Below are 20,838 nucleotides of genomic sequence, written 5' to 3' on the forward strand. Positions count from 1 at the left end.
CCATGCAAGCCGACCTATATCAGGTGGATCGAATTCAGGCTCGGGATGCGCATTGCGATAACCGACCGGGAACCGTAGACTGAACCGCCCGGCTGGTGCGGCCATATGAACGAGGAAGATGGATGGGCGCCGGAGCCTTGACCAAGGATGTTGAACCAGTTGGCGCCGAGCGCCAGCGATGGCTGGCCCTGGCGGAAAAGGCACTGGCAGGCGCGTCCTTCGAGGAAAAGCTGGTTTCGCACACCGACGACGCCATCCGCATCGAGCCCCTTTATGACCGCGCGACCGGGGCCGAACCGCTCGTGCGCACGAATCCCCGATCGCCCTGGATTGTCAGCCAACGCGTCGACGATCCCAACGTCGATCGCGCCAAGGCCCAGGTTCTGGACGATATCGCGCAGGGCGCGACAGGACTGTCGCTCGTCTTCGAAGGCGCCCCGAACGCATTCGGCTACGGCCTGCCGAGGACTGCTCAGGCGCTGGAAACAGTGCTGGAGGGCGTGCCTCTCAATCGGATCCAGATCCGCATCGACACGCACCCGTGGAGCCGCCCCATGGCCGACTGGCTGGTGGCGTTCCTGAGCAAGCGCCGCTCCGATCCGGCAAAGCTCAACCTGTCCTTCGGCATCGATCCGGCGGCGATCCTTGCCGGCACCGGCCGGCTGCGCATGTCGATCGAGGCGCTGCAGGAATCGATGCCCCAGTCGCTGGCGCATTTCTTCTCGATGGGCGTTCCCGGCGTGCTGCTGGAAGCGGACGGTCGCGTCTTCCACAATGCCGGCGCCACGGAAGCGCAGGAACTCGGCATCATGCTGGCTTCGGCGGTCTCATATCTCAGAATGTTCGAGAAGGCACGGCAACCGCTGGTCTATGCCGCGCCGCATATCGGCTTCGCGCTCAGCGTCGACCAGGACCAGTTCCTCTCGATGGCCAAAGTGCGGGCCTTGCGCGTTCTGTGGGCACGTGTGCAGGAGACCTGCTCGATCCCCAACTCCACGGCCAACATCCATGCGGAGACATCATTCCGCATGATGACGGCGCTGGATCCCGAAACCAACATCCTGCGCACGACGATCAGCTGCTTCGCGGCGGCAGCTGGAGGAGCCGATTCGATCTCCATCCTGCCGCACACGATGGCGCACGGCCTGCCGGCGCCTTTTGCCCGCCGCGTCGCGCGCAACGCCCAGTTGATCATAGCCAATGAAAGCCATGTCGATCACGTCGCCGATCCCGCCTATGGGTCCGGCGCGGTCGAAGCGCTTACGGCAGACCTTTGCGAAGCCGCCTGGGCGGAGCTGCAGGCGATCGAGGCCGAAGGAGGCGTATTGTCGAGCCTTCGGGACGGACACATCCAACAGCGCGTTCACGCCGCGGCCGCCCGGCGCGACGCCGCCTTCAAGGCGGGTGAGCGGGCCATCATCGGCACCACACTTTATCCGCAGAAGAGCGAGCGCCCGGTCGAGACGCTGGATGCAAAGCAGCGGCCTGCCTTCACCGAAGGCGTCGTGCTGTGCGAACCGCTGTTTCCGGTCCGCATCGACCAATCCATCGGGGCCGCCTCTTGATTCCGGATTTCAGTCAAATCGGCTGGGCGCCGCCGCGCCGCGCGCCTGTCGAGGTCAAGGGCCAGCGGACGACGCCGGAAGGGCTTGTCGTCAAGCATCTGTACAATCAGGGCGACCTCAAGGGCCTGCCGCATCTCGACACCTATCCGGGCCTGCCGCCCTTCGTTCGCGGCCCCTACCCGACCATGTATGTCCAGCAGCCCTGGACGATCCGGCAATATGCCGGCTTCTCCACGGCCGAAGAGTCCAATGCCTTTTACCGGCGCAATCTTGCCGCCGGCCAGAAAGGATTGTCGGTCGCCTTCGATCTCGCCACGCATCGCGGCTATGACAGCGACCATCCGCGCGTTGCCGGCGATGTCGGCATGGCGGGCGTCGCCATCGATTCCATCCTCGACATGCGGCAGCTGTTCGACGGCATTCCGCTCGGCGACATGACGGTGTCGATGACGATGAACGGCGCTGTGCTGCCAATCATGGCGCTTTACATCGTCGCGGCGGAAGAACAGGGCGTTGCGCAGAAGGATCTGGCAGGCACCATTCAGAACGACATTCTGAAGGAGTTCATGGTCCGCAACACCTACATCTATCCGCCAAAACCCTCGATGCGGATCGTGTCGGACATCTTCTCCTACACGTCGAAGAACATGCCGAAGTTCAATTCGATATCGATCTCCGGCTATCACATGCAGGAAGCCGGTGCGACAGCCGACCTGGAGCTCGCCTATACGATCGCCGACGGCATCGAATATGCCCGCGCCGGTGTCGCGGCGGGCCTCGACATCGACCGCTTCGCGCCGCGCCTGTCCTTCTTTTGGGCGATCGGCATGAACTTCTTCATGGAAGTGGCCAAGCTCAGGGCCGCGCGCCTGCTGTGGGCGACGCTGATGAAGAAGAATTTCGCGCCGAAGGACGAGCGCTCGCTGTCGCTGCGCACCCATTGCCAGACGTCCGGCTGGTCGCTGACGGCGCAGGACCCCTACAACAACATCATCCGCACCATGATCGAGGCGATGGCGGCGACCCAGGGGCATACCCAGTCGCTGCACACCAACTCCTTCGACGAGGCGATGGCGCTGCCGACCGACCATTCGGCGCGCATCGCCCGCAACACGCAGCTCATCCTGCAAACGGAGTCCGGCACCACGCGCATCATCGATCCGTGGGGCGGCTCGGCCTATCTGGAACGGCTGACGCATGATCTCGCAGCGCGCGCACTGAGCCATATCGAGGAAGTCGAGGCTCTCGGTGGCATGGCCGCCGCGACCGAACAAGGCATTCCGAAGCTGCGCATCGAGGAAGCGGCGGCGCGCACGCAGGCCCGCATCGATTCGGGCGAGCAGATGCTGGTCGGCGTCAACGCGCATCGCCCCGAGAACGACATCGAGGTCGATGTGCTCAAGATCGACAATGCCGAGGTCAGGGCCCGGCAACTGTCGAAGCTGCAACGGCTGAAGGGCACGCGCGATGTCGCTGCGGTGGAAAGCGCGCTCGATGCGCTGACCCGCGCCGCGCAAGGCAATGAGAACCTCCTGGAGTTCGCCGTCCGCGCCGCGCGGGCCAATGCCACGGTCGGCGAAATCTCGTTTGCGCTGGAACGGGCCTTTGGCCGCCACGTCGCAACGGTGCAGACCATTTCCGGCGTCTATCGCAAGGCGCTTGGCGACAATCCCTTGGTCGACGGGGTGCAGGACAAGATCAGCGCCTTCGAGAAGAAATACGGCGGCAAGCCGCGCATCCTCGTTGCCAAGATGGGACAGGATGGCCACGATCGTGGGCAAAAGGTGATCGCCACCGCTTTCGCCGATCTCGGCTTCGACGTCACTGTCGGCGCGATGTTCCAGACACCGGAAGAGATCGCCAAACTGGCGGTCCAGCATGACGTCCATATCATCGGCGCCTCATCGCTGGCGGCGGGACACCTGACACTGATCCCTCAATTGCGCGATGCGCTGAAGAAACTCGGCCACGGCGACATGCTGATCGTCGCCGGCGGCGTCATCCCGCCGCAGGACTATGACGCGGTGCTGCAGGCGGGTGCCGCGGAAATCTTCCCGCCGGGAACCGTTATTCCGGAAGCAGCGGATCGGCTGATGGATAGGCTGCTGGCAGCCAACTAGGCTATGCTGCCCTAACTGTCCGAAAGCTTGACGATTTCCCATTCCTTGCCGTTGACCGCGGCCACGTCGCCGACCTTCTTGCCGAACAGCGCGACGGCCATGGGCGAAACATGCGAAATGCTTCCCTTGGTAGGATCGGCCTCGTCCTCGCCGACAATCTTCCAATGCACTTTCTTGCCATCGTCGCCTTCCAGCGTGACGCCCATGCCGAAGCGGACGACGTCGCTACCGGGCTCCGGCACGGAAAGCTCGGCGTTTTCGCGCCGCGCCGTCCAGTAGCGTAGATCGCGTGACACCACCGCGATGCGCTCGCGATCGGCTTTCTTCTCGGCTTTCGCCAGAACGTCGCGCAGATCGGCCAGATTCTCCTCGATCTGCGCCAGGCCGCGTTCCGTCACAAGATTGCGATGCGTGCTGATCGGCCGCTCGCCGACGCCGGCGATGGCATTCTCGCTGTCTTCTTCGCGGGTAAAAGCTCTGCTCATTGGCTGAACCTAGGCCTTGAGCGCCTGCTCTACAAGTCATTGTGAAAAACGAACAGAACGTTTGGCACGATTCCTGCGACGTCAGGTTGAACGTTGGGATTCTGTGCCGATGTTGAACAGACGAACGCTGCTAACCGGAACCGCCGGCTTTGCCGTTGTGGGCCTCGCGCTCGGCAAGGCGGCGGCCGCCGGCCTGACCGGTATCGAAAAAGCCTCGATGCGCGGTTCCATCAATGCCACCGAACTGGGCGTGCAGCCCGGCACGTTCGACGACCAGAGCAAGGCCTTCGCCAAGCTGCTGCGCGACGCGAACAACCGGGACATGCCGGTGTTCCTGCCGGCGGGCACCTATGTGGTATCCAATCTCTCGCTGCCCAGCCGAGTGCGCCTTTCCGGCGTGCCGGGCGCGACGCGGATCGTCTATGGCGGCGACGGTCATCTCTTCATGGCCGAACAGGCCGACCATATCGAACTGAGCGGGCTGGTCTTCGACGGTTCGAACCGCTCGATGGGCGACTATGCGCAAGGACTGCTCGATCTTCGACGGGTCGGCCATCTCGTTGTCGACAATTGCCAGATAACCGGCAGCGGCAAGAACGGGCTGGCGCTGGAACATGCGACAGGCCGCATCGAGCGCTCCGCCATATCGGGCGCGGCGGACGCCGGCATCTATTCGGTCGAGGCGGCTGGACTGACGATATCAGCCAACACGGTCTCCGACTGTGCCAATGGCGGCATCCTCGTGCATCGCTGGCAGGCGGCCGAAGACGGCACGATGGTTACGGGCAACCGTGTCGAACGCATCGGCGCGCGCAGCGGCGGGACCGGCCAGAACGGCAATGGCATCAACGCCTTCCGTGCCGGCAACGTCATCATTTCGGGCAATGTTGTCTCGGATTGCGCTTTCTCGGCGATCCGCGCCAACAGTTCCAGCAATCTGCAGATTTCCGGCAATACCTGCTCGCGCTCGGGCGAGACCGCGGTCTATTCCGAATTCTCGTTCGAGGGTGCGGTCATCAGCAACAACATCGTCGATGGCGCGGCCAACGGCATCTCGATCGTCAACTTCAACGAAGGCGGCCGCATGGGTGTCTGCTCAGGCAACATCGTGCGCAATCTGTCGACCAGCGGGCCCTACACCGCCGATCCGCCCGGCTTCGGCGTCGGCATCGGCGTCGAGGCAGACACCATCGCTTCCAACAACGTCATCGAGAACGCGCCGCTCTATGGCATGTCGATCGGCTGGGGACCGTATCTGCGCAATGTCGTGGCGACGGGCAACATCATCCGCAAGGCCGGCACAGGCATCGTCGTCAGCGTGGTAGAGGGTGCGGGCACTGCCGTCATCTCCGACAACGTCATCGACGGCGCGTTGAACGGCGCCGTGATCGGCCAGCGCTGGGCCGAGCCGGTGACGTCAGACCTCACCCAACTAAGCAGCAGCGGCTTTGCGCATTTGACCGTTGAGCGCAACCGCGTCAGTTGAGGGCGGCAGTCGGCCTCACCGCGCCTACCTTGGCTCCGATCCGGCTTTGGATCGGCGCATTTGCCAGTTCGATGAGTTTCGCCGCCAGGGCCTCGTCCGAACGCAGCAGCCTGGCGAGGACGGCGGCGACCATGGCTTCACTGGCGCGGTGGGCGCCATCATCGCATTTGAGCGCAATACCGAGGCCTAGTTCCGGAATTGCCGCACAGTGGACACCTTCGGCGCCGCCTTTCGCAAAAATCCGCCCAGGTGCTGCCTCCATCAGCGCGACGTCCTCGCGGCCTGTGCCGGCGACAAAGAAAGGCTCCGCCATGCAGGCAGCCAGCAGCCGCTTTGCCGCCTTGGCCCGCTCGGGGCCGAATCCATTTGCCGTGGCCATGCGGGCAAAGCCGAGCGCGAAGCTCCTGAGTGGCACCGCATAGGTCGGGATCGAGCAGCCGTCGGTCGCCCTCTCATCGGCGCCATGGATAGCACCCGTGACCGACTGCATCGCGTCGCGCACCATTTCCTGCAAGGCGTGGCCCGCCTTGACGTAGCCACTGTGCGCAATGCCGGAATGCACGCAGGTGCAGAGAAAGCCGGAATGTTTGCCGGAGCAATTGTTGTGCAGCGCATTTGGAGAACCGCCGGCTCGCGCGAGTGCAATCTCGGCGGCATGGCTCGAGGGCCAGTGCGCGCCGCATTCGAGCGCGGACCCGTCGAGGCCGGCCCTGGCCAGCATGGACCGCGCCAGTTCGACATGCTCCGGTTCGCCCGAATGCGAGGCGCAGGCCAGCGCCAGCTCGCGGTTGCCGAAGCCATAGGCATCGGCGGCACCGGTTTCGACCAGCGGCAAGGCCTGGATGGCCTTGACCGCCGAACGCGGGAACACTGGTTTCGAGGTGTCGCCGATCTCCAACACCGGTTTGCCGTCGGCGTCGAAAACCGCAACTGCACCTCGATGCGCGCTCTCGACGATCGCGCCGCGCAGAACCTCGATCAGAACCGGATTTGCCATGCCACCTCCCGCAGCGCATGACCTCGAAAATCGAAATCGATTCTCGGGGTCATGCGCAAAATCAAAGTGTTACAGCGTCCTTTGCGCGCCCCAAAAGGCGCGCCGCGCTGTAATGTCGGGGCGGTTTACCTGATCCGGTCGAGAATGGAAACGTAGTTGGCGACCGCAGCGCCACCCATGTTGAAGATGCCGCCAAGCTTCGCGCCGGGCACCTGGATCACGCCGGCTTCGCCGACAAGCTGCATGGCGGTCAAGACGTGCATGGAGACACCGGTGGCGCCGATCGGGTGGCCCTTGGCCTTCAGCCCGCCGGAGGGATTGACCGGCAGGCGGCCGTCCTTGGCCGTCGTACCATCGAGCGCCAGCTTCGCGCCCTCGCCGGGCTTGGCGAGGCCCATCGCCTCGTATTCGATCAGTTCGGCAATGGTGAAGCAGTCGTGCGTCTCGACGAAGGAGAGATCGTCGAGCGTCACGCCGGCGTTCTTCAGCGCGCGGGTCCAGGCCTGTTCGCAGCCCTCGAAGGTCAGGATGTCGCGCTTCGACATTGGCAGAAAGTCCTGCACATGTTCGTTGGCGCGGAAGGCGACGGCGCGGCGCATCTTCAGGGCGGTCGCCGTGTCGGCAAGGACAAGGGCGGCGGCGCCGTCCGAGACCAGCGAGCAGTCGGTGCGCTTGAGAGGACCGGCGACGAAGGGGTTCTTCTCGCTCTCCTGCCGGCAGAATTCATAGCCGAAATCCTTGCGCATCTGTGCATAGGGATTGTCGACGCCGTTCTTGTGGTTCTTGGCAGCGATCATCGCCAGCGCGTCCGACTGGTCGCCATAGCGCTGGAAATAGGCCTGCGCGATCTTGCCGAAGACGCCGGCAAAGCCGGCCGGTGTCTCGCCATCTTCAGGTAGATAGGACGCTTTCAGCAGGTTCTTGCCGATCTCGGGTCCCGGCGTCGTCGTCATCTGCTCGGCACCGACCACCAGCACGATGCGGGCAGCGTTGGCGTCGATCGCACGGATGCCTTGCCGGACCGCCGCCGATCCCGTGGCGCAAGCGTTCTCGACACGCGTTGCCGGCTTGAAGCGCAGCCGGTCGTCGGCCTGAAGCACCAGGCTCGCGGTGAAATCCTGCGCCGAGAAGCCGGCGTTGAAATGGCCAAGCACGATCTCGTCGACCTCCTCCGGGCCGATGCCGGCATGGTCCAGCGCATCCGTCGCGACCTTGACGATGAGGTTTTCGAGCGTCTCGCCCTCAAGCTTGCCGAAGCGCGAATGCGCCCAGCCAACGATGCATGCGGTCATTGCAATCTCCATCCTTGGCGCCATGCAAGGTGTATTGGGATTCAGATGATGCCGGCCTGCAAATGGCCTCACCTGAAGCTCAACACACCTTAGCATACCGGGCTCATGGCGCACTTCGCCTTTATTGTTCAAAGATAAACATTCTCGCCCATACCGTGAAGGGCCGGAACAGGACAATCGCTTGGTACAGGTCGTGCTCACGTCGATTTTTTGTTGATTGACGCGTCAATAAAAAATAACCTCCGGCAAAAATCGGGAACAGCATGCCAAAAGTCGGAATGGAGCCACTGCGCCGCAAGGCGCTCATCGACGCTGCGATCTCGGCGATCGGCGAGCGCGGCTCGCTTGACGTAACCATGTCCGAGATCGCCGGGCGCGCCGGCGTATCCTCGGCCCTTGCCCATCATTATTTCGGCGCCAAGGACGAACTGCTGTTTGCAACGATGCGGCACATCCTCGCCGAACTGACCATCGACATGCGTCGCGCCCTGCAATCCGCCAAGTCCCCGCGCGAACGCGTCGCCGCAGTGGTCGCCGTCAACTTCTCCGACATCCAGTTCCAGGCCCAAACCATCGCGGCTTGGCTTGCCTTCTATGTCGAGGCGCAGAAATCATCGGCGTTGCGCCGATTGCTCAAGATATACGCGCGGCGGCTGCATTCGAACCTGATGAGCGGACTGACCGGCATCCTGCCCAGGGCCGAGGCCGACCGCGCCGCCGAAGCGACAGCGGCGATGATTGACGGGCTCTACATCAGGCGCGCGCTGAAGGACGGCGTGCCCAACGCCGCGACCGCGATCGCGCTGGTCGAGGACTATCTCGAAACCAAACTCGGCGAGCGGCAAAAACAGTGATGGCGAAGCGACCCAATTTCCTGATCGTCATGGTCGATCAGCTCAACGGCACTTTTTTCGCCGACGGCCCGGCAGGCTTCCTGCATGCGCCGCATTTGAAGGCGCTCGCGGCGCGTTCGGCCCGTTTCAAGAATAACTACACGGCCTCGCCGCTCTGCGCGCCGGGCCGCGCCTCGTTCATGAGCGGCCAGTTGCCGTCGCGCACCGAGGTATATGACAACGCCGCCGAATTCGCCTCGTCGATCCCGACCTTTGCCCATCACCTGCGCGCCGACGGCTATCACACCGTGCTGTCGGGCAAGATGCATTTCGTCGGGCCGGACCAGTTGCACGGCTTCGAGGAGCGGCTGACCACCGACATCTATCCCGCCGATTTCGGCTGGACGCCGGACTACCGCAAGCCCGGCGAGCGCATCGACTGGTGGTATCACAATCTGGGCTCGGTGACCGGCGCCGGCGTCGCCGAAACCTCGAACCAGATGGAATATGACGACGAAGTCGCCTTCCACGCGGTGCAAAAACTCTACGACTTCGCGCGCATCTCCGACGATGCGGCGCACCGGCCCTGGTGCCTGACGGTTTCCTTCACCCATCCGCACGACCCCTATGTGGCGCGGCGGCAGTACTGGGATCTCTATGAGGATTGCCCGGCGCTCGAACCGGAAGTGGGCTTCATCCCCTACGACGGCCAGGATCCGCACTCGCAGCGGCTCTACAAGGCTTCCGACTACGACAGTTTCGACATCACGGCAGAGCAAATCCGCCGCTCGCGGCGCGGCTATTTCGCCAACATCTCCTATCTCGACGACAAGGTCGGCGAGCTGCTGTCCGTGCTCGAGCGCACACGCATGCTCGACGACACGATCATCCTGTTCTGCTCGGACCATGGCGACATGCTCGGCGAGCGTGGCCTGTGGTTTAAGATGTGCTTCTTCGAGGGCTCGGCGCGGGTGCCGCTGATGATCGCCGGCAAGGACATTCCCGCCGGCATGATCGAAGCGCCGGTCTCCAACCTCGACGTGACGCCGACGCTGTGCGATCTCGCCGGCATCGACATGAGTGCGATCGCGCCATGGACCGACGGCCAGTCGCTGTTGCCGCTGCTGAATGGGAAGCCACGCACCGCGCCGGTGCTGATGGAATACGCGGCCGAGGGGTCCAACGCACCGTTGGTGGCGATCCGCGAAGGCCGCTACAAGTTCGTCCATTGCGAGATCGATCCGCCGCAACTCTATGATATCGAAGCCGACCCACATGAATTGAGCAATCTCGCCGCCGGTCCGGCACATGCGGATCTGGTGGCGGCTTTCCTGGAAAAGGTGCGCGCACGCTGGGACATGGCGGCCTTCGACGCCGCCGTGCGGGCCAGCCAGGCCCGGCGCTGGGTGGTCTATCCGGCGCTGCGCAACGGCACGCACTATCCCTGGGAGTTCCAGCCGCTGCAGAAGGCCTCGGAACGCTATATGCGCAACCACATGGATCTCAACGTGCTCGAAGAGCAGAAACGCTTTCCGCGAGGCGAATGATGGCAGACCTTCTCGTCCCCTCCCTCGATCATCTCAAGCGGGCCTATGCCGTCACCTCCAGGGCGACGCAGATCACGCCGCTGCTGGAATCGGCCGCGCTTGCCCGGGAGACCGGCGCGGCGCGCGTCTTCATCAAGCCGGAATCGCTGCAATGGGCCGGATCCTTCAAGATACGCGGCGCCTATTGGCGGCTGAAGCGGCTGTCGGCCGACGAGGCGAGGAACGGCGTCGTCGCCTATTCCTCCGGCAACTTCGCGCAAGGCCTGGCGGCCGCCGGCCAGGCGCTCGGTATTCCCGTCACCATCGTCATGCCGATCGATGCGCCGGCCGCCAAGCGTGACGCGACCGCGGGCTACGGCGCGCGTGTCGTGTTGACCGATCATGGTGAGCGCGCCCGTGAAGAGGTCGCCGCCGCCAAGGCGCGCGAGATCGCCGAGACGGAAGGGCTGGCCCTGCTGCATCCCTTCGACGATCCGGAGATCGTCGCCGGCCAAGCTGGCGCCGGCCTCGAAGCGCTCGACCAGCTTGAGGCCAAGGGTGCCAGCGCCGACCTGTTGTTGTGCGCGGTCGGCGGCGGCGGGCTGATCGGCGGCGTTTCGCTGGCCTTCCACTATCTGTCGCCGGCGACAGAGATCATCGGCGTCGAGCCGGAAGGTTTTGATGGCATGGGCTCGTCGCTGGCGCATGGCAGCATCGAGACCATGCCGATCGGCCCGAAATCGATCTGCGACGGGCTGATGTCGCGGCGGCCGGGCGACGCGCCGTTCGCGGCGGTCAGGACCGCGGGTGTTCGCGGCATCACCGTCGACGACCAATCGGTGCGGCGTGCCATGCGGATCGCCTTCGAGAGGATGAAGCTGGTGCTGGAGCCGTCCGGGGCTGCATCGCTGGCGGCGCTGCTCGGCGGCAAGGTGGATGTGGCGGGTAAAACCGTCCTTGTTGTGGCTACCGGCGGCAATGTCTCGCTCGCCGATTTTATGGCGCATATGAACCATGCTTGAAGCGGATTTCGTTATCATCGGCTCCGGCTCCGCCGGCTCGGCCATGGCCTACCGCCTGTCGGAAGACGGCAAGCATTCGGTCATCGTCATCGAATTCGGCGGCAGCGATATCGGACCGCTGATCCAGATGCCGTCGGCGCTGTCGATCCCGCTCAATATGAGCCTTTACGACTGGGGTTTTGCCAGCGAGCCGGAACCGCATCTCGGCGGCCGCGTGCTGGCGACGCCGCGCGGCAAGGTGATCGGTGGTTCGTCCTCGATCAACGGCATGGTCTATGTGCGCGGCCATGCCCGCGACTTCGACCATTGGGCCGAAGAAGGTGCAACGGGTTGGGGCTTTGCCGACGTGCTCCCCTACTTCAAGCGCATGGAGGACAATGACGGCGGCGAGGACGGCTGGCGCGGACACGGCGGGCCGCTGCATGTGCAGCGCGGTTCGCGTAAAAATCCGCTCTACGGCGCCTTCGTCGAAGCGGGCCGCCAGGCCGGGTTCGAACTGACCGACGACTACAACGGCTCGAAGCAGGAAGGTTTCGGGCCGATGGAACAGACCATCCGCGGCGGCCGCCGCTGGTCGGCGGCATCAGCCTATCTGAAGCCGGCGCTCAACCGGAAAAACGTGAGTCTGGTCAAGGGCTTTGCCCGTCGGGTGATCATCGAGAATCAACGCGCCGTCGGCGTCGAGATCGAGGCTCGCAAACAGATTCAGGTCGTTAAGGCGCGACGTGAGGTGATCGTCGCCGCGTCTTCGATCAACTCACCCAAGATCCTGATGCTGTCCGGCATCGGGCCGGCCGAGCATTTGCGCGAAAACGGCATTGCCGTGGTCGCCGACCGGCCCGGCGTGGGCCGCAATCTGCAGGACCATATGGAGCTTTATATCCAGCAGGAATCGACCAAGCCGATCACGCTGAATTCCGTGCTGAACCCGTTCTCCAAGGCACTGATCGGCGCGCAGTGGCTGTTCTTCAAGTCCGGCCTCGGCGCCACAAACCATTTCGAAGCCGCCGCCTTCGTACGCTCGCGCGCCGGCGTCGATTATCCCGACATCCAGTACCACTTCATCCCGGCGGCGGTGCGCTATGACGGCAAGGCGGCGGCGAAGTCGCACGGCTTCCAGGCGCATGTCGGGCCGATGCGCTCGAAGTCGCGCGGCTCGGTGACGCTGCGTTCGCCGGACCCGAAAGCGAAGCCGGTGATCCGCTTCAACTACATGTCGCATCCAGACGACTGGGCGGAGTTCCGCCACTGCATCCGGCTGACCCGCGAGATCTTCGGCCAGCCGGCGTTCGACGCCTTTCGCGGCCAGGAAATCTCGCCGGGCAGCCATGTGCAGTCGGACGACGATCTCGATGTCTTCATTCGGGACCATGCCGAGAGCGCCTACCACCCGTGCGGCACCTGCAAGATGGGTCGCGCCGAAGATCTGATGAGTGTTGTCGATCCGGAATGCCGGGTCATCGGCGTCGACGGGCTGCGGGTCGCTGATTCCTCGATCTTCCCGCGCGTCACCAACGGCAATCTCAACGCGCCGTCGATCATGACCGGCGAGAAGGCGTCCGACCACATTCTCGGCCGCACGCCGCTGGCGCCGTCCAACCAGGAACCCTGGATCAATCCGCGCTGGCAGCAGTCGGACAGATAGAGCATGATCCACCCGACAGATTGAACCGTCCCTAGATCGAGCCGCCCATTCTTGGGGCGCAGACATTCGGAGACTACCCATGCGCGCCCAGCCCACGGCATCGCACTATGTCAACGGACGCTATATCGACGACGAGCAAGGAGCGCCGCTGCCGGTCATCTATCCGGCTACCGGCGAGACCATCGCCATGCTGCGCTCGGCGACGCCGAATGTGCTGGAACTCGCCATCGAGGCCGCACGCACCGCGCAGCCGGCCTGGGCGCGGCTGAAGCCGGTCGAGCGCGGCCGCATCCTGCGCCGCGCCGCCGACATTCTGCGTGCCCGCAATGCCGACCTCGCCCGCATCGAGACGCTCGACACCGGCAAGGCGATCCAGGAGACGCTGGTGGCGGATGCGCCTTCCGCCGCTGACTGCCTTGAATATTTCGGCGGCGCGGTCGCCGCCTACAATGGCGAGGCCGTCGATCTCGGCGGCCCCTTCGCCTACACGCGGCGCGAGGCGCTCGGCGTCTGCGTCGGCATCGGCGCCTGGAATTATCCGATCCAGATCGCCGGCTGGAAATCCGCGCCGGCGCTCGCCATGGGCAACGCCATGGTCTTCAAGCCGTCGGAAAACACGCCGCTTTCGGCACTGGCGCTGGCCGAAATCTACAGCGAGGCCGGCCTGCCCGACGGGCTGTTCAACGTCGTGCAGGGCTATGGCGATGTTGGCGCGGGCCTTGTCGGCCACGATGTCGTCGCCAAGGTCTCGGTCACCGGCTCGGTGCCGACCGGGCGCAAGGTGCTGTCGCTTGCCGGTTCGAAGATGAAGCACGCGACGATGGAGCTCGGCGGCAAGTCGCCGCTGATCGTCTTCGACGACGCCGACATCGAAAACGCCATTGGCGGCGCCATGCTCGGCAATTTCTACTCCACCGGCCAGATCTGCTCGAACGGCACGCGGGTCTTCGTGCAGAGCGGCATTCATGACCGCTTCGTCGAGCGGCTGGTCGAGCGGACGAAGAAAATCCGCATCGGCGACCCGCTCGATCCCGAAACGCAGATGGGACCACTGGTCTCCAAGGCGCAGCACGACAAGGTCGTCGGCTATATCGCGGTCGGCAAGCAGGATGGCGCTGTTCTGGCCTGCGGCGGCAACGTGCCGTCGCTGCAGGGTTTCCAGGGCGGCTTCTTCGTCGAACCGACGGTGTTCATCGGTGTCACCGACACCATGCGCGTCGCCCGCGAGGAGATTTTCGGACCGGTCATGAGCGTGCTGAAATTCGACGGCGAGGACGAGGTGATCGACCGCGCCAACGACACCGAATTCGGCCTTGCCGCCGGCGTCTTCACCCGCGACCTGCCGCGCGCCCACCGTGTCATCGCCGAGCTGCAGGCCGGCACCTGCTGGATCAACGCCTACAATCTGACGCCGGTGGAAATCCCCTTCGGCGGCTTCAAGCAGTCCGGCATCGGCCGCGAGAATTCTCTGGCGGCATTGGCGCTCTACTCGCAACTGAAGTCGATCTATGTCGAGACCGGGGACGTGGCGAGCCCGTATTGAGCCGAGCCTAGACCGCCTCCGCCGCCGTCCCATCCAGATACTGCGTCAGTGCGCAGACCAGATGATAAAAAATGCTGGCCGGAACATCTGACGCCAGCGAGCGGCCGCGTTCGTCGATGCGATCGATCCACAGGCCGAGCGGGGCCGGGTCGATGTGCCAGCGGAACAGCCGGCCGACACGGGCCTCGATCTCGGGCTTCAGGTCGGGGCCGCCTGAGCCGTCCAACGCGATCGCCGCCTTGATGGCTTCGGCCTGCGGCCAGCTGCGCGAGATCAGGTCGAGCGGCAGGCCTTGCCTGGAGACGGCGCCATAGGCAAGGCCGGTGGCCCGGTTGAGGCCGTTGGCGATGGCCGAGGCGTAGAGTTTCCTGGCGAAGCCGCTCAGTTCGGCCTGGCCGCTGCGTCCGGCGAAATCGACCAGGAGCGAAGCCCATTCGAAGTGATGGCCTGGCTCGGTCCAGCCGCCTTTTTCGCCTGCGGCCGGCTTCCATTCGGCATCGAAATATTCGCCGAGCGTCCAGCTCTCGGCATCGAAGAAATGGCTGCGGAAGAGGTCGATGATGCGCGCCGCGCGGCGCAGATGGGCGCGCTCGCCGGTCGCCTGATACCAGGCGAGAAAGGCTTCCAGCAAATGCATATGCGGATTTGAGCGACGCTCGCCCTCTCCGTCCGATGTCTCGAGGAAGCCAGTCATGCGATGATCCTCTAGATGGGCGTCGAGGAAGGCGAAGGTTTCCTCACCGAGCCGCAAGGCATCGGGATTGCCTGACATATGCGCATGCGCCAGCGCCAAGAGCACGCAGGAATGATCGTAGGCGTCTTCCGTGGCGTCGGCGACAGCGCCGTCGACATTCAGCGTGCGCACCCAACCGCCGCGTTGGGTGCGACCCTTTCCTGCCATGAAGTCGATGCCATGCGAGATCAGCCGCTCGGCCGGGCCAGTCCAGCCGCGCTCCTTGGCAACCGCGAAGGCATAGACCTGGCGGGCCTGCGTGCGCATGCGCTTCGGCTTTATCAGCGGTGAGCCGTCGAAGCCAAGCGCTTCATGGAAGCCGCCATGGCGCTCGTCGACGCCCGATGTCGACCACAGCGGCAAGGTTTCCTGGAACAGCCAGTGGTGCACGCGCCGCCGCCAGGCGCCGCTTTCGATGACGCGATCATGCGCCGGGGTGAATCTGGTTTCCAGCCGGCCCGATTTCTCGAGCTGCTCGACCACCTTCTTGACGTGCTGGCTGTGGCTTACCGGAGCGACGAAAGTGGCGTCCGATGTCGAGACGATGGCAACATCCTTCATGCCGATCGCCGACAAAAGGCGGCCGTCGCTGCGGATGTAGGAGTTCTCGCAATCGATGGCGACGACATCGCCGACAATGACATTGCCCTGGTCATCGGCAGGGCCGACATCGAGCAGGGACTGCCAGGAGCCGAGATCGTTCCAGTGGAAGCCCGCCGGCACCATCGCGATGTCGCTCGCCCGCTCCATGATGGCATAGTCGATCGAATTCGACGGGATGGCCGCGTAGAGCTCGAGCGGCATATAGAGGCCGGACAGATCCGATGTCGCCGCTGTGTAGGCCGCTTCGGTCGACTGCCAGATGTCCGGCTGGAACATAGCGAAAGCGTCGCGCATGGCACCGGCGCGAAACAGAAAGATGCCGGTGTTCCAATAGAAATTTCCGGCTTCGAGATAGCCCTGCGCGGTCGCCAGGTCCGGCTTTTCGACGAAGCGCGAAACGTCGAACACTCCGCCGTTCTCGGCGAAGACCTCGATATAGCCATAGCCGGTTTCGGGCTGTGTCGGCTTGATGCCGAACACAACGAGCCGGCCGGCGCGCGCCGCCTCGGCGCCTGCCTCGACGCTCTGCCAGAATTGCCCTGCCGTCGATATTTCGTGGTCCGACGGCACCACCAGCATCAGGCTGTCGCCGAATTCGGACAAGGTACGCAGCGTTGCAAGGGCCACCGCCGCGGCGGTGTTGCGCCCTGTGGGTTCGAACAGCGGACCGCCACCGGCAAGATCGAGGCCGGCGAGATCGGCATGAACGCGTTCGGCGTGGCGCTCCGAGGCAATCAGGAAGATCGGAGTTTTACCGTCGGGCCTTACCGCCAGGCGACGCAAGGTCTTGGCCAGCATGGAGCCATCACCCGAAAAATCGTGAAACTGCTTCGGATTGTCCTCGCGCGACAACGGCCAGAGCCGCGAGCCGACGCCGCCGCTCATGACAAAACTGACGATGCGCTGACTCATTCGGATCTCGCTGAGAAGTTGGTCGGAGGTAGCAGACATGCCTTAAGCCGTGTTTGCCCGATTGGAAATCCGCTCGACCGCCAGGTCGATGAAGGCCTTAACCAGGGGTGAAAGGTGCCGGCTGCTGGGAAAGAGAACGTGCAGGCCGCCGGCCGGCGTCGTGTAGCCGTCCAGAACGCGCCGCAACCGCCCCTCGTTGATCAGCCCGTCGGCCAGCGGCTGGGGCAATTGGGCGATGCCGAAACCCGCGAGCGCGGCCGCCACCACCGCCTGCATCTCGTTGGCGGCGAAGCGCCCGGCGACGACGACAGTTTCCTGGCCTTGTGGTCCATCCAGCACCCGATGAGCGCCTGAGGCCGACGGGCCCGCGATGACGCATCGATGGCGGGCAAGATCGGCCGGGCCTTCCGGCATCCCGTAGCGTGCGAGATAGTCATGGCTGGCGCAGAGCAGCCTGTGCGTGGAACCCAGCCTGCGGGCGATGAGCGTCGAATCCTCGAGCCTTCCGGTGCGGAAGGCAAGGTCGATGCCGTCCTCGATCAGGTAGAGCTTGTCGACACGGCGGCTGACGGTCGTCTTGGGCATAGCCAGCAGGCGCGCGGCAGCGGTGAAGCTGCCGGCTTCGACGACGCGGGCAAACACGACGACATCGTTGAGATCGATCATTGTATTTATTTGTGGGACAATTTTTTCCAATTATAGGCAATTATCAACGAGATAGAGCCTAATTTTGCTCCAGACAACAGCAGGGCGAGGACGCGGCACTGATGTTCGAATGGTTCGACCGGGTCGGCTACGCTGTCGATATCGCGGCCTTGCGCAGGCAATTTCCCGAGGTGCGGTGGCGTGGTTTTGCCGACTGGGCGCACGCGTTCGACTGGGGCGCCAGCGGCCTGCGCGGCGAAAGCTGATGAAATGCGACAGAAGCGCTGCCATTGCCGCTTGCAGGAATGAAGTGTGGCGGCTATAAGCCCGCCGTCTGGTCACGGAGTGTAGCGCAGCCTGGTAGCGCACCTCGTTCGGGACGAGGGGGTCGCAGGTTCAAATCCTGCCACTCCGACCAGAAAAAACAGATACTTAAATATCTGTTCTCCCGATGCCCACGGTTTGGGATCGCGTTTTACGCGCGGCGGGAGCGTAGCCCTATGTCCTTCCTGCTTCCTGCGATGCTGCTCGCCAATTGGCCGGTCGTTCTGGACGGCGACACGATCGTGCTCGATGGAACGCATGTCCGAATCGCCATCTCCTCTCGACGCAGCGGCGTGAGACGGGCATTCTTGTGGATGTTCATTCGGACCCTCCGATGAGTGCTGAAGCCTGGTAACTCCAGTCTCCTCGGTCCGGTCCGAATGGACAACCTCCTGAAAGCTCACAGCTCGTCGGCATGTTTTCCCGAGGAATGCCAGAATGCCGGTGGCATCGGAGCCAATATGAAAAGACTGGTTTTCGCAGCGGTGGTGTTTGCATTTGCCTGCCATTGCGCGCCCTCTCAGGCGGACGATGAGCGGTCATGCCAGATCATGGCAGCCGCAACCCTGCTTTCCGGGAAGACCAACTGCAGAGACGGCGACATCGCCACCATCGCCGGCGTCACCGCCAAAGAGGTGCCGGAAGCGATAGCCAGGTATTGCGATTTTTGGGCACAGATCGTCGTGCTGCCCGTCGCGAGCGCGTCCAATGCATCGAGCCACTTCGTTCTTTGCAAGTACCGCCAGCGAGAGGCGGCCCCCTCTCAGCCTTAGCCCTACGGCTGGCCCATTCGGTTTGCCGGAGGCGGTCCGACTGTCCTGGGACACCCCGGAACCAAAGGGCCTAGCGGCAGTTATCCAACGAAGGGCTAATCAAGGCAATGGAGAAATTGCAATGAAATCAATTATCATGTGCGCCTTGGCGCTTTCCATCGGATTGCCGGCTGTCGCTTCGGCGGCCGAAGCCGACGTCATCGTCAGGACTCACCATCGCCACCACAGCAACGTCAAGATCATCAACGAGTACGGCCAGCGCCTGCATCACCGCCACCACGGTACGGTAGCGTTCTACGATCATGGCCGCCGGCACCATCGTCCAGATGCCGTCATTGTCACGAGCTCGGTCTCCAAGCACCATCACCGTCGCCCCGTGGTGATCCAAAACAACGACTATTGATCGGCCCTAAGGCCCGGCTCGTTACAGCCGGGCCTTCTGCATGAAATCTGAAATGCCGCTGGGCGATCTGCGTGCCGGCACAAGGCATCATCGACGAACGGCCGCGCGATTACGATGCCATTCGGCCTCGCGAAATCTCGCCTTGTAGGCTGGGATGCCGGCTACCGGCGCCTGCAGATATTTGGGTTCGCCCACCACGCCAGCGCAGCGGACGAACCCTATCGGCGCAGGAAGGGACGTAGCTGCGCCAATCTGCCAAATATTCCTACTCTCGGATCGTCAGCCAAAGGCTATTCCAATCGCCATGAAGGTGATGGGCATGGCGAAGATCACTGCAAGCAACCAGCGTGCCTGGCGAACACTGTTGTCCATCAGCTTCCTCCCGAACGTGTAGGCGACAACGGCTACGAACGGTGGCCGTTCCGAGCAGCACCACAGGCAGGACCATTGCATTTTGCGGCCAGACCAAGGTCCGGCGCTCCGCCGGACCGAAGCCCAGCCAGGGAACGTTTTCGCTGCGGCTCAGTTTCGAGTGGTTGGGCGCGGGGACGATCAAACGAGGAAGCGAAACTGGATGAACGTCACCATGTCTAACAGCGAGGCCATACAATCCGATGTCTTGGGAGTGCGCGTAGCTGACCTCGAGGCCAGAATGCGGCAGGCCCGGATTACCATGAGCGAAATGAAGACCTTCCAAAAGGTCGCGGCCATGATGGTCGGCGGACGAGGCAGCATTGATGGCGACGATTTGATCGCCGCGTCCTTCGTTGCGGACACATTCCTGGACGAGAAAACGCTCTGAAACCATGCGGACAATCAGCAAGCTTTTTGATTCCCACGCCGAAGCCGCCCGGGTTGCTGGAGAGCTGGTGGCGGTCGGTGTTCCGCGCGTTCAGATTGCCATTATCGGGCCCTACCAGGACGAACTAACAGTCCTAAGGTCTCCACGCGTCATCCTTTGTGCCGTCGGTGCGGCATTGGCTTGCGTGAGCGCCCTCGCGGTGTACGGCGTCAGTTCTCCTCCGGCCGGACTGCCGGCAACAGCACTGGTTTGCGCCGTCTGTGGCGGCGGTGCCGGCGGGCTGCTCGGTGCCTTCATGACCACAGCGGCAAGGTCGGATGATCGCAGCGTTGCCGAGGGCATCGTCTTGGTGACGGCGCATGTCGATGAAAATGAGACCGGCATCGCCCAGGCAGTGCTGGACGGTTGCGCTCCCACCGCATTCATCGCCGAAGCAGCCTGAATTTCAGGCAGGCTCAACGAACGGCGGCACGAAGGCTGGGCGCCACAACCAGCGCGAGCCGCCGAGGTCGCACCGTCGGCCAGGAATCGACGGAAGGCCGCCCCGGCATCAACCGAGGCGGCCCCTCTTCGTTTCCAGTGATTGCATCAAGACACGCGACGGACACCAACTTCGAGGGACCGGGAACGTTCCCATATCGGCTGGCCTCTGTGGTCCATGCCCGTAGGGCTCTTTCGCGAGCCCAATCTTTGACGAAATAATCGTCGGCTCCAGATAGTTCGGTGGATATGATGAAGCCAGTGAAACGGTGAGCCGGTGTGGACATGAATTTGATCGCGACGACGACCTCGACACCGGTTCTTGTGATTGCGGCGCTTCTCGTTACCGGCTGCTCGTCGATCGGCAGGACCGCCGATCCGGCGACGTACGATAGAATGAGCTGCACCGAACTCAACAGCGCGCTAGGCGAAAAGGCCACCGAAATCTCACAGACCGCCGTCACCCGGGGCAAGGTCGTCAACACCAGTGTTCCGCGCTGGCTGCTTGGTGTTTCGCGCGTGAAGACCGCTGTCGCCAACCGTGAAACCGCCCGGATCGACCGGCTGAAACAGCAGCAGGACGCCATCGCCGCTGCGCGCGCGCGCAATTGTCCCAAGTCAGCGGGCTGAGCGAACGGACGCCGCCAAG

The 20,838-nt window shown here is 63.6% G+C and carries 18 protein-coding genes, 1 tRNA gene and 1 pseudogene; 15 read left to right on the forward strand and 5 right to left on the reverse strand.

The genetic code is table 11. From position 1 onward, the window contains the following. Positions 1-122 precede the first annotated feature (122 nt). Positions 123-1,565, forward strand: coding sequence for a methylmalonyl-CoA mutase (locus CK228_RS00710; protein ID WP_095786541.1), 1,443 nt, complete (start codon positions 123-125; stop codon positions 1,563-1,565). Continuing rightward, the gene (gene scpA / locus CK228_RS00715; protein WP_095786542.1) at positions 1,562-3,685 is read left to right on the forward strand and encodes a methylmalonyl-CoA mutase; all 2,124 of its coding nucleotides are present in this window, start codon (positions 1,562-1,564) and stop codon (positions 3,683-3,685) included. The genes CK228_RS00710 and scpA overlap by 4 nt, the downstream gene beginning before the upstream one ends. Positions 3,686-3,696: 11 nt before the next feature. On the opposite strand, the gene greA is transcribed toward scpA, so the two are convergent. Continuing rightward, a complete protein-coding gene (gene greA, locus CK228_RS00720; RefSeq protein WP_064982947.1) occupies positions 3,697-4,170 on the reverse strand; it encodes a transcription elongation factor GreA in 474 nt (157 codons plus the stop codon). Positions 4,171-4,279: 109 nt separating this feature from the next. Here greA and CK228_RS00725 point away from each other — a divergent pair, with 109 nt between their 5' ends. Further along, complete coding sequence (locus CK228_RS00725) at positions 4,280-5,656, forward strand: TIGR03808 family TAT-translocated repetitive protein (RefSeq protein ID WP_095786543.1); 1,377 nt, start codon at positions 4,280-4,282, stop codon at positions 5,654-5,656. On the opposite strand, the gene CK228_RS00730 is transcribed toward CK228_RS00725, so the two are convergent. Continuing rightward, the gene (locus tag CK228_RS00730) at positions 5,649-6,653 is read right to left on the reverse strand and encodes an asparaginase (RefSeq protein WP_095786544.1); all 1,005 of its coding nucleotides are present in this window, start codon (positions 6,651-6,653) and stop codon (positions 5,649-5,651) included. The genes CK228_RS00725 and CK228_RS00730 overlap by 8 nt on opposite strands. Before the next feature lie 125 nt (positions 6,654-6,778). After that, positions 6,779-7,945, reverse strand: coding sequence for an acetyl-CoA acetyltransferase (locus tag CK228_RS00735; RefSeq protein ID WP_095786878.1), 1,167 nt, complete (start codon positions 7,943-7,945; stop codon positions 6,779-6,781). A 263-nt stretch (positions 7,946-8,208) separates the two neighbouring features. On the opposite strand from CK228_RS00735, the gene betI reads away from it, so the two are divergent. The 5 genes from betI to betB all read left to right on the forward strand — a co-directional run bounded on the left by betI (position 8,209) and on the right by betB (position 14,514). Next, complete coding sequence (betI, locus tag CK228_RS00740) at positions 8,209-8,799, forward strand: transcriptional regulator BetI (protein WP_095786545.1); 591 nt, start codon at positions 8,209-8,211, stop codon at positions 8,797-8,799. After that, positions 8,796-10,325, forward strand: a complete 1,530-nt coding sequence (gene betC, locus CK228_RS00745) for a choline-sulfatase (RefSeq protein ID WP_179295758.1) — start codon at positions 8,796-8,798, stop codon at positions 10,323-10,325. Before betI ends, betC begins: the two co-directional genes overlap by 4 nt. Beyond that, a complete protein-coding gene (locus CK228_RS00750) occupies positions 10,322-11,326 on the forward strand; it encodes a threonine/serine dehydratase (protein WP_179295759.1) in 1,005 nt (334 codons plus the stop codon). Before betC ends, CK228_RS00750 begins: the two co-directional genes overlap by 4 nt. Further along, complete coding sequence (betA, locus tag CK228_RS00755) at positions 11,319-12,971, forward strand: choline dehydrogenase (protein ID WP_095786548.1); 1,653 nt, start codon at positions 11,319-11,321, stop codon at positions 12,969-12,971. The genes CK228_RS00750 and betA overlap by 8 nt, the downstream gene beginning before the upstream one ends. A 79-nt stretch (positions 12,972-13,050) precedes the next feature. Then, entirely contained in the window at positions 13,051-14,514 is a 1,464-nt protein-coding gene (gene betB, locus CK228_RS00760) for a betaine-aldehyde dehydrogenase (RefSeq protein WP_095786549.1), read from the forward strand. Positions 14,515-14,521: 7 nt separating this feature from the next. Here betB and CK228_RS00765 read toward each other — a convergent pair whose 3' ends face one another. Continuing rightward, complete coding sequence (locus CK228_RS00765) at positions 14,522-16,762, reverse strand: mannose-1-phosphate guanylyltransferase/mannose-6-phosphate isomerase (RefSeq protein WP_095786550.1); 2,241 nt, start codon at positions 16,760-16,762, stop codon at positions 14,522-14,524. A 42-nt stretch (positions 16,763-16,804) separates the two neighbouring features. Further along, positions 16,805-17,428 carry a LysR family transcriptional regulator gene (locus CK228_RS00770; RefSeq protein WP_095786551.1) on the reverse strand — a complete coding sequence of 208 codons (624 nt, stop codon included), beginning with the start codon at positions 17,426-17,428 and terminating at the stop codon, positions 16,805-16,807. 68 nt (positions 17,429-17,496) lie between these two features. Between CK228_RS00770 and CK228_RS00775 the strand changes: the two are divergent. The 7 genes and pseudogenes from CK228_RS00775 to CK228_RS00805 all read left to right on the forward strand — a co-directional run. Continuing rightward, positions 17,497-17,673, forward strand: a pseudogene (locus CK228_RS00775) (NmrA/HSCARG family protein); the annotation flags it as partial. 75 nt (positions 17,674-17,748) lie between these two features. Continuing rightward, positions 17,749-17,825, forward strand: a tRNA-Pro gene (locus tag CK228_RS00780). A gap of 286 nt (positions 17,826-18,111) precedes the next feature. Continuing rightward, on the forward strand, positions 18,112-18,504 hold the full coding sequence (locus CK228_RS00785; RefSeq protein ID WP_143750566.1) for a hypothetical protein: 393 nt from the start codon (positions 18,112-18,114) through the stop codon (positions 18,502-18,504). A gap of 121 nt (positions 18,505-18,625) precedes the next feature. Then, complete coding sequence (locus CK228_RS00790) at positions 18,626-18,907, forward strand: hypothetical protein (RefSeq protein ID WP_095786553.1); 282 nt, start codon at positions 18,626-18,628, stop codon at positions 18,905-18,907. Positions 18,908-19,493: 586 nt separating this feature from the next. Then, positions 19,494-19,709: a hypothetical protein gene (locus CK228_RS00795; RefSeq protein ID WP_095770948.1), complete on the forward strand. Its 216-nt coding sequence runs from the start codon at positions 19,494-19,496 to the stop codon at positions 19,707-19,709. Between the two features lie 4 nt (positions 19,710-19,713). Next, complete coding sequence (locus CK228_RS35140; RefSeq protein ID WP_179295760.1) at positions 19,714-20,151, forward strand: hypothetical protein; 438 nt, start codon at positions 19,714-19,716, stop codon at positions 20,149-20,151. A gap of 323 nt (positions 20,152-20,474) precedes the next feature. Next, the gene (locus tag CK228_RS00805; RefSeq protein WP_095786554.1) at positions 20,475-20,819 is read left to right on the forward strand and encodes a hypothetical protein; all 345 of its coding nucleotides are present in this window, start codon (positions 20,475-20,477) and stop codon (positions 20,817-20,819) included. The last annotated feature ends 19 nt before the right edge of the window (positions 20,820-20,838 follow it).

The sequence above is a fragment of the Mesorhizobium sp. WSM4312 genome, assembly GCF_002294875.1.
Lineage (GTDB): Bacteria > Pseudomonadota > Alphaproteobacteria > Rhizobiales > Rhizobiaceae > Mesorhizobium.